Origin of the sequence: Nocardioides sp. LHD-245 (genome assembly GCF_030929495.1) — a bacterium.
In the GTDB taxonomy this organism is placed as follows: domain Bacteria; phylum Actinomycetota; class Actinomycetes; order Propionibacteriales; family Nocardioidaceae; genus Nocardioides.
The window spans coordinates 206884-223782 of sequence record NZ_JAVFWN010000004.1; the positions used below are offsets into that span (position 1 = coordinate 206884).

General features: G+C 71.8%; 22 protein-coding genes. 16 read left to right on the forward strand and 6 right to left on the reverse strand.

Annotation, left to right across the window (positions count from 1 at the left end; all coding sequences use genetic code 11):
* The first annotated feature begins 83 nt into the window (after positions 1 to 83).
* The 5 genes from RB608_RS08310 to RB608_RS08330 all read left to right on the forward strand — a co-directional run bounded on the left by RB608_RS08310 (position 84) and on the right by RB608_RS08330 (position 5366).
* Positions 84 to 671 (forward strand): hypothetical protein, encoded by a 588-nt coding sequence (locus tag RB608_RS08310; protein ID WP_308087341.1) that lies wholly within the window; start codon positions 84 to 86, stop codon positions 669 to 671.
* On the forward strand, positions 668 to 1300 hold the full coding sequence (locus tag RB608_RS08315) for an RES family NAD+ phosphorylase (RefSeq protein ID WP_308087342.1): 633 nt from the start codon (positions 668 to 670) through the stop codon (positions 1298 to 1300). Before RB608_RS08310 ends, RB608_RS08315 begins: the two co-directional genes overlap by 4 nt.
* 119 nt (positions 1301 to 1419) lie before the next feature.
* Entirely contained in the window at positions 1420 to 3546 is a 2127-nt protein-coding gene (locus RB608_RS08320) for an MMPL family transporter (protein WP_308087343.1), read from the forward strand.
* Between the two features lie 3 nt (positions 3547 to 3549).
* A complete protein-coding gene (locus RB608_RS08325; RefSeq protein WP_308087344.1) occupies positions 3550 to 4725 on the forward strand; it encodes a sensor histidine kinase in 1176 nt (391 codons plus the stop codon).
* On the forward strand, positions 4722 to 5366 hold the full coding sequence (locus tag RB608_RS08330; RefSeq protein ID WP_308087345.1) for a response regulator transcription factor: 645 nt from the start codon (positions 4722 to 4724) through the stop codon (positions 5364 to 5366). Before RB608_RS08325 ends, RB608_RS08330 begins: the two co-directional genes overlap by 4 nt.
* Before the next feature lie 90 nt (positions 5367 to 5456).
* On the opposite strand, the gene RB608_RS08335 is transcribed toward RB608_RS08330, so the two are convergent.
* The 4 genes from RB608_RS08335 to RB608_RS08350 all read right to left on the reverse strand — a co-directional run bounded on the left by RB608_RS08335 (position 5457) and on the right by RB608_RS08350 (position 8757).
* Positions 5457 to 6431, reverse strand: coding sequence for a calcium-binding protein (locus RB608_RS08335; protein WP_308087346.1), 975 nt, complete (start codon positions 6429 to 6431; stop codon positions 5457 to 5459).
* Positions 6432 to 6498: 67 nt separating this feature from the next.
* A complete protein-coding gene (locus RB608_RS08340; protein ID WP_308087347.1) occupies positions 6499 to 6903 on the reverse strand; it encodes a (deoxy)nucleoside triphosphate pyrophosphohydrolase in 405 nt (134 codons plus the stop codon).
* Positions 6904 to 6934: 31 nt separating this feature from the next.
* Positions 6935 to 8038 (reverse strand): HAMP domain-containing sensor histidine kinase, encoded by a 1104-nt coding sequence (locus tag RB608_RS08345; RefSeq protein ID WP_308087348.1) that lies wholly within the window; start codon positions 8036 to 8038, stop codon positions 6935 to 6937.
* Complete coding sequence (locus RB608_RS08350; RefSeq protein ID WP_308087349.1) at positions 8035 to 8757, reverse strand: response regulator transcription factor; 723 nt, start codon at positions 8755 to 8757, stop codon at positions 8035 to 8037. The genes RB608_RS08345 and RB608_RS08350 overlap by 4 nt, the downstream gene beginning before the upstream one ends.
* Before the next feature lie 112 nt (positions 8758 to 8869).
* Between RB608_RS08350 and RB608_RS08355 the strand changes: the two genes are divergently transcribed.
* Genes RB608_RS08355 through RB608_RS08370 form a run of 4 tightly spaced genes read left to right on the forward strand, consistent with a single transcriptional unit; the run spans position 8870 to position 11732 of the window.
* On the forward strand, positions 8870 to 9835 hold the full coding sequence (locus RB608_RS08355) for an ATP-binding cassette domain-containing protein (RefSeq protein WP_308087350.1): 966 nt from the start codon (positions 8870 to 8872) through the stop codon (positions 9833 to 9835).
* A complete protein-coding gene (locus RB608_RS08360) occupies positions 9832 to 10593 on the forward strand; it encodes an ABC transporter permease (RefSeq protein WP_308087351.1) in 762 nt (253 codons plus the stop codon). Before RB608_RS08355 ends, RB608_RS08360 begins: the two co-directional genes overlap by 4 nt.
* A gap of 54 nt (positions 10594 to 10647) precedes the next feature.
* On the forward strand, positions 10648 to 11124 hold the full coding sequence (locus RB608_RS08365) for a hypothetical protein (protein ID WP_308087352.1): 477 nt from the start codon (positions 10648 to 10650) through the stop codon (positions 11122 to 11124).
* Positions 11121 to 11732 (forward strand): DNA-3-methyladenine glycosylase, encoded by a 612-nt coding sequence (locus RB608_RS08370; RefSeq protein WP_308087353.1) that lies wholly within the window; start codon positions 11121 to 11123, stop codon positions 11730 to 11732. The genes RB608_RS08365 and RB608_RS08370 overlap by 4 nt, the downstream gene beginning before the upstream one ends.
* Positions 11733 to 11746: 14 nt before the next feature.
* Here the strand turns inward: RB608_RS08370 and RB608_RS08375 are convergent, their stop codons facing one another.
* Positions 11747 to 12328, reverse strand: coding sequence for a TetR family transcriptional regulator (locus tag RB608_RS08375; protein WP_308087354.1), 582 nt, complete (start codon positions 12326 to 12328; stop codon positions 11747 to 11749).
* A gap of 77 nt (positions 12329 to 12405) precedes the next feature.
* Here RB608_RS08375 and RB608_RS08380 point away from each other — a divergent pair, with 77 nt between their 5' ends.
* From RB608_RS08380 to RB608_RS08410, 7 genes are all read left to right on the forward strand, one after another.
* Positions 12406 to 12978, forward strand: a complete 573-nt coding sequence (locus tag RB608_RS08380; protein WP_308087355.1) for a dihydrofolate reductase — start codon at positions 12406 to 12408, stop codon at positions 12976 to 12978.
* An 11-nt stretch (positions 12979 to 12989) separates the two neighbouring features.
* Positions 12990 to 13322, forward strand: coding sequence for a pyrimidine/purine nucleoside phosphorylase (locus RB608_RS08385; protein WP_308087356.1), 333 nt, complete (start codon positions 12990 to 12992; stop codon positions 13320 to 13322).
* A gap of 52 nt (positions 13323 to 13374) precedes the next feature.
* A complete protein-coding gene (locus RB608_RS08390) occupies positions 13375 to 13920 on the forward strand; it encodes a SigE family RNA polymerase sigma factor (RefSeq protein WP_308087357.1) in 546 nt (181 codons plus the stop codon).
* Positions 13917 to 14564, forward strand: a complete 648-nt coding sequence (locus RB608_RS08395) for a hypothetical protein (protein WP_308087358.1) — start codon at positions 13917 to 13919, stop codon at positions 14562 to 14564. Before RB608_RS08390 ends, RB608_RS08395 begins: the two co-directional genes overlap by 4 nt.
* A gap of 159 nt (positions 14565 to 14723) precedes the next feature.
* Positions 14724 to 15473 (forward strand): SDR family oxidoreductase, encoded by a 750-nt coding sequence (locus RB608_RS08400; RefSeq protein WP_308087359.1) that lies wholly within the window; start codon positions 14724 to 14726, stop codon positions 15471 to 15473.
* 31 nt (positions 15474 to 15504) lie between these two features.
* The gene (locus RB608_RS08405; protein WP_308087360.1) at positions 15505 to 15951 is read left to right on the forward strand and encodes an Rrf2 family transcriptional regulator; all 447 of its coding nucleotides are present in this window, start codon (positions 15505 to 15507) and stop codon (positions 15949 to 15951) included.
* 68 nt (positions 15952 to 16019) lie between these two features.
* Positions 16020 to 16448 carry a hypothetical protein gene (locus RB608_RS08410; protein WP_308087361.1) on the forward strand — a complete coding sequence of 143 codons (429 nt, stop codon included), beginning with the start codon at positions 16020 to 16022 and terminating at the stop codon, positions 16446 to 16448.
* A gap of 18 nt (positions 16449 to 16466) precedes the next feature.
* Here the strand turns inward: RB608_RS08410 and RB608_RS08415 are convergent, their stop codons facing one another.
* The gene (locus tag RB608_RS08415) at positions 16467 to 16886 is read right to left on the reverse strand and encodes a DUF2237 domain-containing protein (RefSeq protein WP_308087362.1); all 420 of its coding nucleotides are present in this window, start codon (positions 16884 to 16886) and stop codon (positions 16467 to 16469) included.
* Between the last annotated feature and the right edge of the window lie 13 nt (positions 16887 to 16899).

Here is a 16899-nt window from a genome sequence, read left to right on the forward strand (position 1 = left end):
CCCGAGCGCGGCTGGACGGGTGTCCTTGCGGGCGGCCGATCTTCACCGGCGCACATGACCGCATGAGTTGATAGGCTGTGCGCATGGCCACGGCGCAGGACGTCTTCGCTCGACACTTCCCGGGACTCTCCCCGGAAGAGGTCGACGCTGAGTTGAGCCGTACCCCGGCTGCAGGCGCGACGCCGATCTCCGCGGCCGCCCTCGGTTTCCTCGCTGAGCACGGCGGCGAGGCGGCGCGGGTCGCGATCGAGAAGTACGCCGAGGGCGAGGTGCAGCGGGACCGCGCCGTCACTGCCGCGCAGGTGCTCGAGGAGCTGTTGGAGTCGAGCTGGTCGCTGGAGCTCGCGGCCCAGATGTTGGGGGTCTCGCGCTCGCGCGTGTCCCACCGGATCAGTTCTCAGACCCTCTACGCGTTCACCTTGCAGGGGCGGCGTTATGTGCCGCAGTGGCAGTTCGTCGCCGCGTCGAAGGGGGCGCGGGGCGTGGAGCCGATCCCTGGGCTCGCGCGGATCGTGCCGCTGATCCCTCGTGACCTTCACCCACTGGCCGTGAGGGCGTTCATGGAGACGCCGCTGGAGGATCTCGACGGGAAGTCCCCGACGACCTTCCTGTCCTCCCATGGACCGGTGGAGGCCGTCGAGGAGCATTTGGTCGCGCTGGGCCGCTGGTGAGCTCGTCGTACCCCAAGCGGCCGACGCGGCCCGCTGGACCGCTGACGCGCCTGGACGAGGACGCCATCGTCGAGCAGCCGGTGCTCTGGCGGATCCACCGCACGGTCGGCGATCACGTGCTGCCCTGGTCGGCCCTGCGTCGCTGGGGTCCGGCAGCGACGATGCGGTTCGACCCGCACCCTCCGCCCCCGGGCGAACATCCGGAGGTCGGTGTCACCTACACCGCGCTCGACGTCACGACCGCGGTCGCCGAGACCTTCCAGCGACAGAGGGTCATCGACACCGCCGGCGGACGACCGAAGGCGACGGCGTGGCGGCCGACACGGTCGCTGCGACTGTTGAACCTGACCGACGACTGGGCACTACGCAACGGCGCCTCCCACTCGCTGGCCTCGGGGTCGCGGGCAACATGCCGGACCTGGGCCCGCGCGATCGCCGAGACCTGGCCCGACCTCGATGGGCTGTGGAGCCAGAGCACCCTGACCGGGCGGCCCAACGTCACCCTGTGGACGCCGGCAGCGGATACCTTCCCCACGAGCCCGGACTTCTCGGAGTACCTCGACGCCGCGTCGATGTGGGCGGTCCTGCGTGAGATCACCGAGCGGTACCCGAGCTTCCGCCTGATCTGAGTGCACCGCCCCGGCATCCTCGTCGGGTGGGAGGCCCACGCCCTACTCCGCGCGGAGTACGGCGAAGTGTCTGCCGTGGCCGGACGCGCCAGCCCGGCGTGCTTGACAGCGTGATCGCCATGACCACTGAACTGACCGTGCCCGACCACACCGGCGCCGATAAGAGACCGAAGAGATCACCGGCCAAGCCCCTGCTGCCCTGGCTCATCGTGGCCGTGTGGGTCGGACTGGTGGTGGGCGGCTTCTCGCTCGCAGGCAAGCTCGACTCGGTTACCCGCGATGGGCAGGCCGACTACCTGCCCGCCAGTGCCCAGTCGACCAGGGTGCTCCAGGCCGAGGCCGGCCTGCCAGGCGGCGAGAACGGCCTGCTCATCGTCGTGTACGAACGACCGGGCGGCCTCCAACCGGGCGATCGGGAGGCGGTCGAACGTGGCCAGTCCGAGCTGGTGGAGCGATTCGGCAACGACACCGACGCACTGCCCGAGATCGTCGGCTCCGAGGACGGCACGGCCCTGATGTACGCGCTTGCGCTCGACCGTGATGCGGTCGCCGAGGAGGCCGGCGCCACCGCGGATGCGCGTGCCCTGCTCGACGACAGACCGAGTGGCCTTAACGCCTATGTCACCGGTCCGACCGCGCTGGGGGCCGACATGGACGAGGTCTTCGATGCTGTCGACGCGACGTTGATGCTCGCCACTGCCGTGGTGGTGGCGCTCCTGTTGATCCTGACGTACCGCAGTCCGCTGCTGTGGCTGGTCCCACTCGCCTCGGTCGGGGTCGCGGCGATCATGTCGATGGGTACCGTCTACGCGCTCACCCGGATCTTCGACTTCACCATCACGAGCATGAGCTCAGCGCTGCTGATCGTGTTGGTCTTCGGCGCGGGTACCGACTACGCCTTGCTTCTCGTGTCTCGCTACCGTGAGGAGCTGCACCGCCACGAGAGGCCGATCGACGCGATGCTGCCGGCGCTGCGGGGGGCCGCTCCGGCTGTCCTCGCTTCGGCGGCGACAGTGGTCGCCGGGCTGTTGTGCCTGTCGGCCGCGGATCTCAACAGCACCAGCAGTCTCGGCCCGGTGGGTGCGGCGGGCATCGGGGCGGCGTTGCTGGTCATGTTGACGCTCTTCCCGGCTCTGCTGGTGGTGCTCGGGCGCCGGATCTTCTGGCCGTTCGTTCCGCGACTCGGGGGTGAGGCGCACAAGCCCCGATCCGGGTGGGCTCGTCTCGGCGAGCTCGTCTCGCGCCGCCGCGTCGTCAGCTGGGCGGTTCCGCTGGTGATCCTGGGCGGTCTCGCGCTGGGCACCGTGGGCGCCAGCGGATCGCTTCCGCAGCTGGACCAGTTCGCCCGTTCGACACCGGACTCGGTGACCGGGGCGAAGCTGATCGAGGCGCGCTACCCCGACGAGAGCGGTCAGCCGCTCACCGTGATGAGCCGGCCGGACCAGAGCGGCGCGGTCCTGGCCGCCGTCGAGAGTACGCCGGGGGTCGCCCAGGCCGAGATCGGCCGGGCCAGCGACGACTGGGTGGAGATCTCCGTGCTCCCGGTCGACGCTCCGGAGAGCGCGGGTGAGACGGCAACGATCAAGCAGCTGCGGGAGAACGTGCGCAAGGTCGCCGGGGAGGCCGCGCTGGTCGGCGGTCCGAGTGCCGAGAAGCTCGACGAGGCCGAGAGCAACAGGACCGACCGCAATCTGGTGATGCCGCTGATCCTGCTGGTGGTGCTCGTCATCCTCGGGCTGCTGCTGCGGGCGATCGTGGCTCCGCTGGTGCTGGTCGCCACGGTCGTGGTGTCGTTCTTCGGAGCCCTCGGACTGTGCAACCTGTTGTTCGACCAGGTGCTCGGCTTCGCCGGGTTGGAGTCATCGGTGCCCTTGATCGGGTTCCTCTTCCTGGTCGCGCTCGGTGTCGACTACAACATCTTCTTGATGACCCGGGTACGTGAGGAAGCCCTCCGGCACGGCACGGTCGATGGCACGAAGCGTGGCCTCGCGGTGACAGGTGGCGTGATCACCTCGGCCGGCGTCGTGCTGGCGGCGACGTTCGCGGTGCTCGCCTCGCTGCCGCTCGTCATGCTCGTCGAGATAGGGATACTGGTCGCCGTCGGCGTGCTCATCGACACCTTGCTGGTGCGGTCCATCGTGGTTCCCGCACTGACGATGTCGCTGGGCTCGCGGATCTGGTGGCCCAGCAAGCTCTCGCGGGCGAGTGAGGACAGTGTCGATGACCGTACTGATGACACGGTGTGAACGATGACGGCGCTCCGTCCGCCAGCAGCCGATGGGCTGCTGGCGGCGGGGTCGTTCGTGGTCGGCGTCGTCGTCGCGATCACGCTCGAGGCGGTCGATTTCGATGGCGAGCGCAGCGTGGATCTGTGGGCGATCGCGCTCCTGGCCGCGATGTCGGTGCCGTTGCTGGCCCGTCGGCGCTGGCCGATCCTCGTCGTGCTCGCGGTTCTCGTCGTGTCGACGCCGTACCACCTGCTCGACTATCCCCACGAGGCCACGATGCCGGCCTCACTGGTGGCGGCGTTCACGGCGGCGCGTTACAGCGAGCCACGGCGGCGGGCCGTCGCCGTCCTGGTGGCGGTGGGTGCGGTGACCGTGCCCGTCGTCGCTGACGAGGCGTCGGGGACAGCCGGCGATGCCCTGCTCGGCCTCGGCTGGCTGTTCATGGCCTTCTTCGCCGGGCTGGCGGTCCGCTTCCACGACAACTGGAAGGCCGTCGTCACCGCGCGGCTCGAGCAGGAGCGTGCCGACGAGGTCGAGCGGCGGGTCGCCGAGGAGCGGGTACTGATCGCCGCCGAGCTGCACGACGTCCTGGCGCACGGTCTAGCGGTCGCGAACGTGCAGGCGTCTGTCGCTGCGCACCTGATCGACCAGCTGCCGATGCGCGGGGATGCGTCGTTGCGGGAGTTGTCCACGACGCTGCATCACCTGTCGGACACGAGCCGGACCACGCTCCATGAGTTGCGTGCCGTCCTGGACGTACTGCACGGTGGTGAGGCCGAGCCAACCGAGCCGGCGCCCCATCTCGGCGAGCTGCAGCGTCTGGTGGAGCTGGCCGGGGCGGCTGGCGTCCGGGTCGACACGGAGGCCGGCGGGATGCCGGACGAGTTGCCGTCGACGGTGTCCGTCGTGGCGTATCGGATCATCCAGGAGTCGCTCACCAATGTCATTCGACACTCGATGGCCAAGCACGCGACCGTCCGCCTCGACCAGGACGGCCACCAACTGCGGATCACGGTCGTCGATCACGGGCCCCCACGACCGGAGTCGAGCGTGACCACGGCCGGCTTCGGGATCGTCGGGATGACCGCGCGGGCGCAGGCTGTCGGCGGCGAGCTGGCCGCCGGGCGGGGCGAGTCCGGAGGATTCGAGGTACGGGCCAGGCTGCCGCTGCCGGAGAGCTGGCAGGTGTGCTCGTGATCCGGGTCCTGCTCGCCGACGACCAGGCTCTGGTGCGTGGCGCGTTCGCGCTGCTGGTCGACTCCGCCGACGACATGGAGGTTGTCGGGGAGGCCGGCACCGGCGACGAGGCGGTGAGGCTGACCCGCGACCTGCGCCCCGACGTGGTCTTGATGGACATCAGGATGCCGAGCACCGACGGCATCGAGGCGACTCGGCAGATCGTCGCCGACGATGAGCCGAGCGGCAGTAAGGTGCTGATCCTGACCACGTTCGAGACGGACGCCAACGTGCTGCGCGGCCTTCGCGCGGGGGCGGGTGGGTTCCTGCCCAAGGACACTCGTCCGGACGCTCTGCTGGACGCCATCCGCACCGTCGCAGCGGGGGACGCGCTGCTGTCGCCCGGCGCGACGAAGGCGGTCATCACCCGCGCGCTGAGTCGCCCGGACGTGCCCAAGCCCGAGCGGCTGGCCACCCTGACGGCGCGCGAACGCGAGGTGTTCCGGTTGGTCGCCGCGGGCCGAAGCAACCAGGAGATCGCGGACGAGCTGGTCGTCAGCCCGCTGACCGCCAAGACCCACGTGGGGCGCATCCTTGCGAAGCTGGACGCTCGTGACCGGGTCCAACTCGTGATCGCCGCCTACGAAGCCGGGCTCATCTAGGGCGGGCTGAGACGGTCTGACCATGACGGCGAGCTGATCGGCGAACCGGTCGTGGCTGCCGCCCGCTGGAATGACCCCGAGCGGCCGACGTCAACAGTTCGTCGTGGTCTCCGCGTCGCAGCGGTCGCGACCCCGCCCGCCGTCGGCACGGTCGTTGCCGCGGTCGCCGATCAGCCGGTCGTCGCCACCGTTGCCGCGCAGCACGTCGTGTCCGCCGTCGCCGTGGATCTCGTCGGCACCGCCCCGGCCGATGAGCAGGTCCTCGCCCTTCCAGCCGTACAGCGTCTCGGGGGCGGAGGTGCCCGTGATGACGTCGTCGCCGATGCCGCCCATGAAGGACTCCAAGCCAGCCACACGGATCTTGCCCCCGGCCCAGCCGACGACGCCGGCGGCGACGTCGATGGTCAGCGGGCTGCGGAGCGTCTGGGCGGAGAAGGCGTCATGGCCGGAGCCGCCGATCCAGCGGGCGTCGGTCGTGGCGGGGGCGCCGCTCGGCGGCGTGGCGCCGCTGACCTCGGAGTGGAACCGGTCGTCGCCGCTGCCCCCGCGGATCTCGCCCGTCACGCGGTAGCCGATGAACAGGTCGTTGCCGCGGCCGAGACGGACCGGGCTGGTGAGGAAGTTGGCCGACACCCAGTCGTCGCCAGGCCCGGGACGCAGGTCGGCCGTGAGTGCCGTGCTGGTGAGGAAGTCGTCGCCGCGACCGCCCACGATCAGATCGTGACCGTCCGTGGCATAGCCGAGGTCGTCGCCGTCACCGAGGAGGACGGTGTCGTCGCCGCCCTCGCCGAAGATGTTGTCGTCGCCGTCCCCGGCGCAGATCAGGTCGTCGCCGTCGCCGCCGCGGAACTGGTCGTTGCCGCCCTTGAGGACGACCACGTCGCGGCCCGGGGTGCCGTGGAGCTTGTCGGCTCGCTCGGTGCCGACGATGGTCGCCGGCTCGCCCTCGCACACCGCCGCCGGCGCGGCGTACGACGCCGGGACGGTCCCGGCGCCGGCCCACAGCGCGACGCCGCCGATCAGCAGGGCCAGGGTGCTCGTGGTCCGTCGCAGCAGGGTCTGCATGTGCTCAGCTCCTCGATCGTGTCCGCGCAAGCGGCCTTCTGAAGCCAGATGCCCGTTGGCCGGCGAGTCACACCTTCGGTACGTCGGCCGCACCGGCGACGAGCAGCCGTGCGGCCGGTACGTCGGCCGGCGCCCACGCCAGGTCGAGGAGCGAGGCCATCGGGTGCCAGGCGACCGCGGCATGCTCGGTCAGTACCGGTGCACCGCTCATCAGCTCGCAGCGGAAGGTCGTCAGCGTGACGATCCCGAAGCCATAGGCGTGCGTCGTGGTGGTGATCTCATCGCCGACCAGAACCTCGCAGCACAGCTCCTCGCGGATCTCGCGCTCGAGGGCCTGCCGCGGGGTCTCGCCGGGCTCGATCTTCCCGCCGGGGAACTCCCACAGCCCGCCGGTCTCCCCGCCGGGCCGGCGCCGCGCGCACAGCACGAGTCCGTCCCGGACGATGACGGCGCCGACGACCTCGATCTCCACGGGCCGATCGTCGCACGGGTCACCAGGGACCTCACCGGCGATCTTCGCCGTCGCCTGGTCGCGGCAGGGTGATCGTGAAGCAGGCGCCGTCTGCGGGGGCGTTGTCGACGGCGATGGTGCCGCCGTGGGCGGAGACGATGCGCTGGGTGATCGCAAGCCCGAGGCCGGTACCGCTCCCGGCGTGGCTGCTGCGATCGGCCCGGTAGAGCGGCTCGAAGAGGTGGGGGACGTGGTCGGGATGGATGCCGGGGCCGTTGTCGTGGACGGTGAGCCAGACGGCGTCGCCGGCCTGGCCGCACCCGAGCTCGACACGGCCGTCCTCGGGTGCGTGGCGCAGGGCGTTGTCGAGCACGTTGTTGATGGCCCGGGCGAGTTGATGGCGGTCGGCGTCGACCGGGCAAGGGCCGAGGGCGGGTCGGGACGTCAGCGTGATCCGCTTCGTCTCGGCTTGGGGGCGCATGCCCTCGGCGACGTCGTCTAGGAGCTCGGCCAGGTCGAGGCGCCGGCGATCGGGGGCCGGGTCGAGGTACTCGAGCCGGGCGTAGTCGAACAGGTCGCCGACGAGCCGGTCGAGCATGCGGGCCTTCTCGTTGGCCCCCGTCAGATAGCGGCGCCGTCGCTCGGGGTCGTCCGCCAGACCGGTCTCGAGACCGTCGAGATAGCCGCGCAGCGAGAACAACGGGGTGCGCAGGTCGTGCGCGATCGCGGCGATGAAGAGTCGTCGCTCGCTCTCCAGCGCCTCCTGCTGCTGCAGCGAGTGGCGCAGCGCGGTCGTCATGGAGCCGAAGGCGAGTCCGAACTCGTCGATCTCGGTCACCCGCGAGCGGGGAGGCGCCACCGTGAGGTCGCCCTCGGTGACCCGGTCCGCTGCCTGCCGGGCGGCGCGGAGCGGCCGGACGAACGGATGGCTGAAGGCGAACGCGGCGATGGCCGCGGCCGTGCCGATCACGAGCGTGGTGATGAGGAGCCGGGTCACCGGGCCCTCACCGTCGCCGGCCGACGTGGCCCAGGGGCTTCGGTCTCCGATCAGGGAGACGACGGCGAGGGCGACCACGATCACGACCAGGAAGATCGTGACCGCGGCGAGGGCGAACCAGGCGCGGACCGACAGGGCTCTGCGCCGGTGCCCGCTCACCCGTCATCTCCCCGGGCGGTGGCCGTGACGCGCTCGCCCTCGAAGCGATAGCCGACGCCCCGGACGGTGACGATATGGCGGGGTCGGGCGGGGTCCTCCTCGATCTTCTCCCGCACCCGGCTGATGTGGACCGTCAGCGTGTGCCGGTCGCCGTACTCGCCCCAGAAGCGGTCGAAGAGCTGCTCGCGGGTGATGATCCGGCGCGGGTGTCGGGCGAGATGCTCCAGCAGCTCGAACTCGCGGGCGGTGAAGGGCTGGGCCGCGCCGTCGATGCGGACCTCGTGAGCGTGGACGTCGATCACCAGCCGGCCGTAGTCGAGCAGCTCCTCGCCGGGATCGTCGGTCGCCGATCGCCGGCTGCGCCGCAGCACGGCGTGCACGCGTGCGACGACCTCCGCGGGCGACGCCGACTTGACGATGTAGTCGTCAGCGCCGAGTCCGAGGCCGCGCAGCTTGTCCCGGTCCTCGCCCAGCGCGGTCAGCAGCAGGACCGGGACGTCGGAGGTCTCGCGGATGCGGCGCAGGACCTCGAACCCGGTGAGCCCCGGCATGTCCACGTCGAGCAGCACACAGCTCAGGTGCGGTCCGACGGCGTCGAGCGCCGTGAGCCCGTCGTGGGCGACGCTCACTCGATATCCGCCGGCTTCGAGGTAGTCCCGCATGAGGCCGGCGATGTCCTCGTCGTCGTCGGCGACCAGCACCGTCGTTGCATCTTGCACGAGGCCATCCTCCCCCTGCGCCGGTCGAGCCGGGGCGGGCCGGCGCCCTCGTTGAGGACCTGTTGACCTTCTCGCAGGCGGACGTTGAGGATCCGGAACCAGGGTGGTGGTCATGAAGACAGCACCTCTGAGACCGATCGGAACCATCCACGAGGGCGTGGAGCGGGGCTTGGCCATCGAGGCCCAGGGCCTGACCAAGCGGTACGGCGTCACGGCGGTCGTCGAGGATCTGACCTTCACCGCGCGCCCCGGCGTCATCACCGGCTTCCTCGGACCCAACGGGGCGGGCAAGAGCACGACGTTGCGGATGCTGCTCGGGCTGACCGCGCCGTCGGGCGGATCGATCACCATCGGGGGACGTCGCCTCGTCGACCTGAGCGACCCCGCGCGTGCCGTCGGCGCCCTGCTGGATGCGCGATCCGTGCATCCGCGGCGCAGTGCCGCCCAGCACCTGCTGGCCTACGCGCAGACGGCCGGTCTCGGCCGCGAGCGAGTCGCCGAGGTGCTGGCGCTCGTCGGCCTCACCGGAGCGGCGAACAGACCGGCCGGCGAGTTCTCCTTGGGGATGGGCCAGCGGCTCGGCATCGCGACCGCGCTGCTCGGCGACCCGCCCGTCCTCGTCTTCGACGAGCCCCTCAACGGACTCGACCCGGAGGGGATCCGGTGGATCCGCACCCTGCTGCGCGACCTGGCCCGCGAGGGCCGCACCATCTTGTTCTCCAGCCATCTCATGTCCGAGATGGAGCTCACCGCCGACGACTTGATCGTGATCGGCCAGGGACGGCTCATCGCGGAGTCGTCCCTCGACGACTTCGTCAGCGCCCGCACCGCGCAGGCCGTGGCCGTCCGTACGCCGGAGCGAGCACGGCTCGCGGACGCACTCCGTCAGGCGGGCGCGGGCGTCGAGCTGACGCCTCGCGCCGGACTGCAGGTCACCGGGATGGAGTCGGCCTCGATCGGGCGGCTGGCGGCGGACGAGCGGATCACGCTCCATGAGCTGACTCCGCTCCGCGAATCGCTGGAGGACGTCTTCCTCCGCATCACCCAGGACGTCACCGACCATGGGAGTCGAGCATGATGAGCCTCGTTCGTTCCGAGTGGACGAAGCTCCGCAGCCTGCGCAGCACCTGGCTCGTCGTCCTCAGCACCGTCGTCGCGGGCGTGGCCCTGAGTGTGCTCGGCTCCTCCGACTTCTTCGGTGACCCGGCCTCGAGCCTCCCCGGCGACTGGGATCCGACCGCGACCAGCCTCAAGGGGTTCCTCTTCGCTCAGCTCCTCGTCGGCATGCTGGGAGCACTCGCGATCACCAACGAGCAGGACACCGGGACGATCGGGACGAGCCTCGCGTTCGTCCCCTCGCGGGCGCGGCTGCTGGCCGCCAAGACCATCGTGCTCACCGCCGTCGCGCTCGGGACCGCTCTGGTGACGACGCTCGCCAGCTTCTTCGCCGTCCAGCTCGCATTCGACGGCACCGGCATCCCTGCCGCCGGCCTCACCGACCCCGGGGTGGTGCGAGCGCTCCTGTGCGCGACGCTCTACCTCACCCTGGTCGCCCTGGCCGGCATCGCCGTCGGGGTGCTCGGCCGCTCGGCGACCGCGAGCCTGGCCGTCCTGGTCGGCGTCCTCCTCCTGGTGCCGGCCCTGGGGCCGGGCCTGCCCGGCCGCCTCGGCGGCTGGTTCGAGAAGTACTGGCCGATCACCGCCGGGCAGGCGTCGTACGACGTCGTCCACCATCCGGGGGCGCTCGCCCCGGGCGCCGGACTCGGCATCCTCGCCCTCGTCGTCGCCGGGACCGGTGCCGCGGCGCTCACTGCCTTGCGTGGCCGCGATGTCTGATGTCTCTCGATCATCGCGACCTGCCGTCGCGGGCAGGTGCACGAGAATGGGCGCATGGTGTCCCTGAAGTACGCGGTGGTGGAGCGTGAGCGGCGGTTCCTCGTGGCGGCGGTCCCGGACGGGGTGAGCGAGGTGTGGCAGATCGAGGACCGGTACGTCGACGGCTCGCGGCTGCGCCTGCGGGAGGTGCGGATGCCGGACGGATCCGTGGTGCGCAAGCTCGGGCACAAGGTGCGGCTCGAGGACGGCCCGGCTGCGGTGGCCTGCACGTCCCTCTACCTCGACGACGCGGAGTGGGCGTTGTTGTGGGACCAGCTGCCGGGTCAGGGACTGCGCAAGCGGCGGCACCACGTGCACCGTGATGATCTGCACCTCGTGGTCGACGAGCTCGAGGACGGCACGCTCCTGGCTGAGATCGATGACGGCGACGCCGCGCCGCGGGAGGTGCCCGACTGGCTGGAGGTCGTGGCCGAGGTCAGCGCCGACGAACGGTGGACCGGGGGAGCGCTGGCAAGGCGGGGGGCGAGGTGAGCCACCGTGCCGACGTCGTACGGCGAGCACGGGCGCTGCTGGGCCGCACGATCTCCGGCCACGGCGTGACCGTGCGGATCACCGAGGTGGAGGCGTACGGCGGGTGCGAGGACCCGGCCTCGCATGCCTACACGCGCACGCCGCGCTCGGAGATCATGTACGGCCCGGAGTACCGGCTCTATGTGTACCGCTCCTACGGCATCCACTTCTGCGCCAACGTGGTGACCGGGCCGACCGAGATCGGCGCAGCGGTGCTGCTGCGCGCCGGCGAGGTGACGAGCGGGCACGAGCTGGCCCGGTTCCGTCGCGGCGAGACCCCGCCGGAGCGGGATGTCCAGCTGGCCAGGGGACCGGGGAATCTCGCCCAGGCGCTGGGGATCACGCTTGCCGACCTCGGCACCGACCTGTTGGCGGACCATGAGCAGGGCGACGACGGCGAGTTCACCGGCGTCCGCCTCGGACCCGAGTGCCGCGGCCGGCCGCGGATCGCCAGCGGCCCCCGAGTCGGGGTGTCCAAGGCGGCCGACGTGCCGTGGCGGTTCTGGCTGGACGGCGACCCGACGGTGTCGGCATACCGCCGCAGTCCGCGTGCCCCGACGCCCGGCTGAGCCGACCGACGCGCTCAGCGGGCGGGCACGATCCGCTCCACGAGGCCGGACACCAACGCGCCGAGCTCCTCCGGTCCGTCGGCGTGCAGCCCGGGAAGGGTCAGGTGCTCGAAGAGCAAGCCGGTCATCGCGAGATAGAGCACGCACGCGGCCTCGGGGCCGCCTGGAAAGCCGCCGTCGACGTGGTCGGCGGTGATCGCGTCGAGGTTGGCGCGGAACCGCGCGGTGAACACCTCGCGCAGCGCGGGATGGCGCGAGGCCTCCATCCGCAGCTCGAACAGGGCGAGGTGGCCGGCGCGGTCGGCGTTCGCGCGCTCGATCAGGTCGTGCATGAGGGTGGTCTCGAGTTCGCGGGTGCGGGGGGCGTCCAGCCGGTCGGCGACGTAGGCCGGGTCCGGGGCGAGCCGGGCGAAGACGTGGTCGCAGAGTTCGCGCAGGAGCTCGTCGCGGGAGCGGAAGTAGTTGGACGTCGTCCCGGTCGGTGCTCCCGCCTGCTCGTCGACCCCGCGGAAGGTCAGCCCGCGCGCGCCGACGGCGGCGAGGAGGTCGGTGGCGGCGTCGAGCAGCTCGCCGCGGCGAGCGGGGTTGTGGGCCATGGCCGCATCCTGCCCGAACGACCGCCGTTGAACAAGGACACTTGACGTACTTCATCTGTAGTGGTTGTCTCTTCGTCATGCCCGCGCTGACCTACTACATCGGTGTCACCCTCGACGGCTTCATCGCCGGACCCCAGGACGAGGTGGACTTCTTCGGACTCTCCGACGACTTCCTGGCCTTCCTCGCCGAGGAGTACGCCGACCTCCAGCCCGGTCACCTGCGCGCCGCGCTCGGCGTGGCCGATGCGCCGCTGGCTCGCTATGACACCGTCGTGATGGGCCGGCGCACCTACGCCCCGGCGCTCGCGGCCGGCATCGCCGACCCCTACGACCACCTGCGCACCGTCGTCGTCAGCGGCTCCTTGCCCGCCGCGGACGGCCCGGTCGAGATCACCGCGGAGTCGCCGCTGGAGGTCGTCCGCCGCCTCAAGGCGACCGACTCGCCGTACGACGTCTACCTGGCCGGCGGTGGTCGCCTGGCCGGGGAGGTGAGCGGCGAGATCGACCGGCTCGTGGTGAAGAAGTATCCCGTGATCGCGGGCAGCGGCGTCCGGATGCTCGATCGGCCGTTCGCGCCCGAGGCGTTCCGGCTCGACGGCCTGCGGACGTTCGACAACGGCTGCGCGGTGCTGACCTACGCGCGCCAGTAGGCTTCGCGCCCGTGACCACCGACAGCACCCAGCGCGCGACGTACGACAACGTCACCCTCGATCCGCGGGCCAACGTCTACTTCGACGGCGCCTGCGTGAGCCACACGTTCTTCCTCGCCGACGGCACCCGGAAGTCCGCCGGCGTCATCTTCCCGGCGAGCCTGACCTTCGGCACCGCGGCGCCCGAGGTGATGGAGCTCAACGCCGGGCGATGCCGGATCCGGCTCGCCGGCACCGACGAGTGGCAGGAGTACGCCGCGGGCGAGTCCTTCGGCGTGCCCGGCGACTCGTCCTTTGACATCGAGGTCGCGGAGACCCTGGGGTACGTCTGCCACTACGGCTGAACCGACCTACGGTGGATGCAACCCCAGGAGATCCGCCGCACGTGTAGGGAGCATGAGACCGAAGGCCCGCGACGCCGAGTTCGAGGATTTCGTACGCCGTCGCCGCTCCCACCTGCTCGGCACGGCCGTGGTGCTGACCGCCGGTGACCACCATCTCGCCGAGGACCTGGTCCAGGGCGTGCTGGTGCGGCTGTACCTCGCCTGGGGACGGGCGACTCGTCGCGGCGGCATCGACGCGTACGCGCGGCGGGCGCTCGTCAACGCGTTCATCGACCACCGTCGGCGCCCGTCGGTGGCTCGGGAGACGGTGACCGCCGACCTCCCGGACCGGCCGGCCCGGCTGACGACGGCAGCGTTCGCCGAGGAGGCGGTCGATGCCGAGCTCCTCGGCGCCCTGCGGGCGCTGCCGGAGCGGATGCGGGCGGCGGTGGTGCTGCGCCACGTCACGGACCTCAGCGTCGAGGACGTCGCCGACGCGCTCGGGTGCAGCCCGGGCACGGTCAAGAGCCAGACGGCTCGCGGTCTCGCCAAGCTGCGGGAGCTCCTCCCGCAGGCCGCGCCGATCCCGGCCGCACCCTACGAAGGAGATCAGTCATGACCGACGCCGACGCCCGCGAGCTCATGGACCGCCTGCACCGCCTCGGCGGCGCCGAGCCCGAGCCGACCGACGAGACCGTACGCCGCGACCTCGCGCGTGGCCGAGGCGCGTCGCGGCGCCGAGCTCTGCGGGTCGGCACCGCCGGCCTCACCCTGGCCGCCGTCGCGGGCGTTGGGGTGGCGATCGCCGTGAGCGCCGACCGGACGCCGGCCACGCCGCCGCCGGTCGCGGCGCCGAGCCCCGACGTGGGTGTCGAGCTCGTCGCCTACACCGGTGCGCAGCAGCCCGGTTTCGTCGTCGCCAAGGTCCCGGCGGGCTTCGTGCTCGAGGGCGCGACGCCGTACAACCTCAACGTCGCCCGCGCCGACGACCACAGCGGTCTCGACGTGTTCGAGGACAAGCTGGTCGTGATGCTCGAGTCGTCCTCGGTCACGGGCGAGCCCGAGGGCGCGCCGGTCGCCGTCGGGACGCACGACGGCTGGCTGCGCACGACGGAGGACGGTGCGCAGGTCCTGACGTACGACGACGGCGAGCACCGGGTCGTGGTCCAGGCCTGGGAGACGCTCGGCCTCAGCGACCAGCAGGTCGTCGAGTTCGCCGAGGGTGTCACGGTGACCGACGAGGCGCAGGCCGGCGTCGGCTGACGCCGGCCCGCGCGGTGGCGCGGAGCGCCCGCGACCTCGGTCCTCGGCGGGCGGTTTCCTGGAGCGCCCGCACCTCCGCGCGCGAGGCGCCCGACTTGACGTGGATAGTGTTTGTCCGAGTAATCTACGACAAACACTATCCACGTTTAGGAGTGCGGCATGAGGATCGTCATCTTCGGGGCAGGGCTGATCGGCCGTCAGTTGCGTGACCGGCTGCGAGACGAGGGGCATGACGTCGTCGCGCTCGGTCGCGAAGCCGGGATCGACACCACCACGGGCGAGGGCGTCGCGACCGCGGTCGCCGGTGCGGACGTCGTGGTCGACCTGACCAACTCGCCGTCCTGGGCCGACGACGACGTCCTCGCGTTCTTCCGCGACTCGACGCGCCACCTGCTCGCCGCCGAGGCCGAGGCCGGCGTGGCGCATCACGTCATCCTCTCCATCGTCGGCGCCGACCGGCTTACCGACGCCGGCTACATGCGCGCCAAGCTCGCCCAGGAGGAGGGCGTCCTCGACGGCCCGGTGCCGTTCACGATCGTCCGCTCGACCCAGTTCTTCGAGTTCGTCGCCGGCATCGCCGACGCCGGCACGGACGGTGACACCGTCCGCGCGACGCCCGCCCACCTGCAGCCGATCGCATCCGCCGACGTCGTGCGGCGCCTGGCGGAGATCGTCACCGCCGCGCCGGTCAAGGGGACCGTGGAGATCGCGGGCCCCGAGCCGCTCGGCATCGACGAGCTGGTCCGCCGGTGGCTCGCGGCGACCGGCGACCGGCGTACCGTCACCGCCGATCCCGCGGCCGGCTACTTCGGCGCCGTCCTCGACGACGCGGCCCTGACGCCGACGCCCGGAGCGGACGCCTGGCTGGCCCCCACGACGTACGACGCGTGGCTGGCTGCCCGCACCTGAGGGCGACGCGAGGCGACACTAGGGTGGGCGCGTGAAGCTGTCGGCGGGCGTGGAGTGGGCGATCCACTGCTGCGTGGTGCTCAGCCAGGCCGACCGGCCGCTGTCCGGCGGGCGCCTCGCCGAGCTGCACGGCGTCTCCAAGACCTACCTCGCCAAGCACCTCCAGGCGCTCGCCAGGGCGGGCATCGTGCAGCCGAGCGAGGGCCGTGACGGCGGGTACGCGCTCACCCGCGACCCAGCCGGCATCACGGTCCTCGACGTGGTTCGCGCCATCGACGGACCCGACCCCGCCTTCCGCTGCACCGAGATCCGTCAGCAGGGCGACCTGGCCGCGCCGCCGGAGGAGTGCCGACGGCCCTGCGGGGTCGCGCAGGTGATGGCCGAGGCGGAGCGGGCCTGGCGGACCTCGCTGGCCGGTACGACGATCGCCGATCTCGCTGCGACCGTCGACGGCGAGGCGGTCCGCGCGGCGCTGTGACCGCGGCCCCGGCGAGGGCCCTGTGGAGGACGCCGACGCCGGGCGCCGATCTGGCGCAGGCTCGGGACATGACCGACGACGACATCCCGCCCCTCCTCCCGCCGGACCAGATGCCGCCCATCGGCGACCAGGCCGCTCTCCACCACCTGTGGCGGGCGCTGATGGGCCGGCTCGGGTTCGCCGAGGCGCAGCTGTGGACGCTCTTCCTCGACGGCGACCGGCCGCTGCACCTGGCCGAGGTCGTCGGTGTCCCGCTCGAGCCGGGGCCGGAGGACCTCGACAACCTGCGGGTGCTGACCTGCCACGCCCTCGAGCACGGCCTCGCCTGTGCCTTCCTCTACGCCCGCCCGGGGCCGTCGATGCGCACGCCCGGCGACCTCGCCTGGGCCCGTGGTCTGGTCACCCTCGACGGTCGCTGGCCGGTGCACCTGGCCAACGACGTCGAGGTGCGGGTGGCATCGCCCGACGACCTCTGCGGCGGGACGGGTGCGGCCTGACGCTGTGAATGCTCGGCGTCAGCCCAGCCCGCTCAGGTCGTCCGGTACGTCGACGGAGTGCTCGCGCAGCACCTCGAGCGGGATGAGCCGCAGCGCGCGCTCGTTGGTCGACGCGAGCACGACGGGCGCGGCCACGCCGTCGGCGTACGCCTGGAGCCAGCGCGCCGCGACCACGCACCAGCGGTCGCCGGGGTGCAGGCCGGGGAACCGCCACTCGGGGCGCGGCGTCGAGAGGTCGTTGCCGACGGCCTGCTGATGGGCGAGGAACTCCTCGGTCATCACGGCACAGACCGCGTGGATCCCGATGTCCTGCGGGCCGCAGGAGCAGTTGCCGTCGCGGAGGAAGCCGGTCATCGGATCGGTCCCGCACGGCTGGAGCGCGCCGCCCAGCACGTTGCGCTCGTCGCCGGCCGCGCTCGCCGCACTCGCCTCGGTCACGGGTCGAGTATCG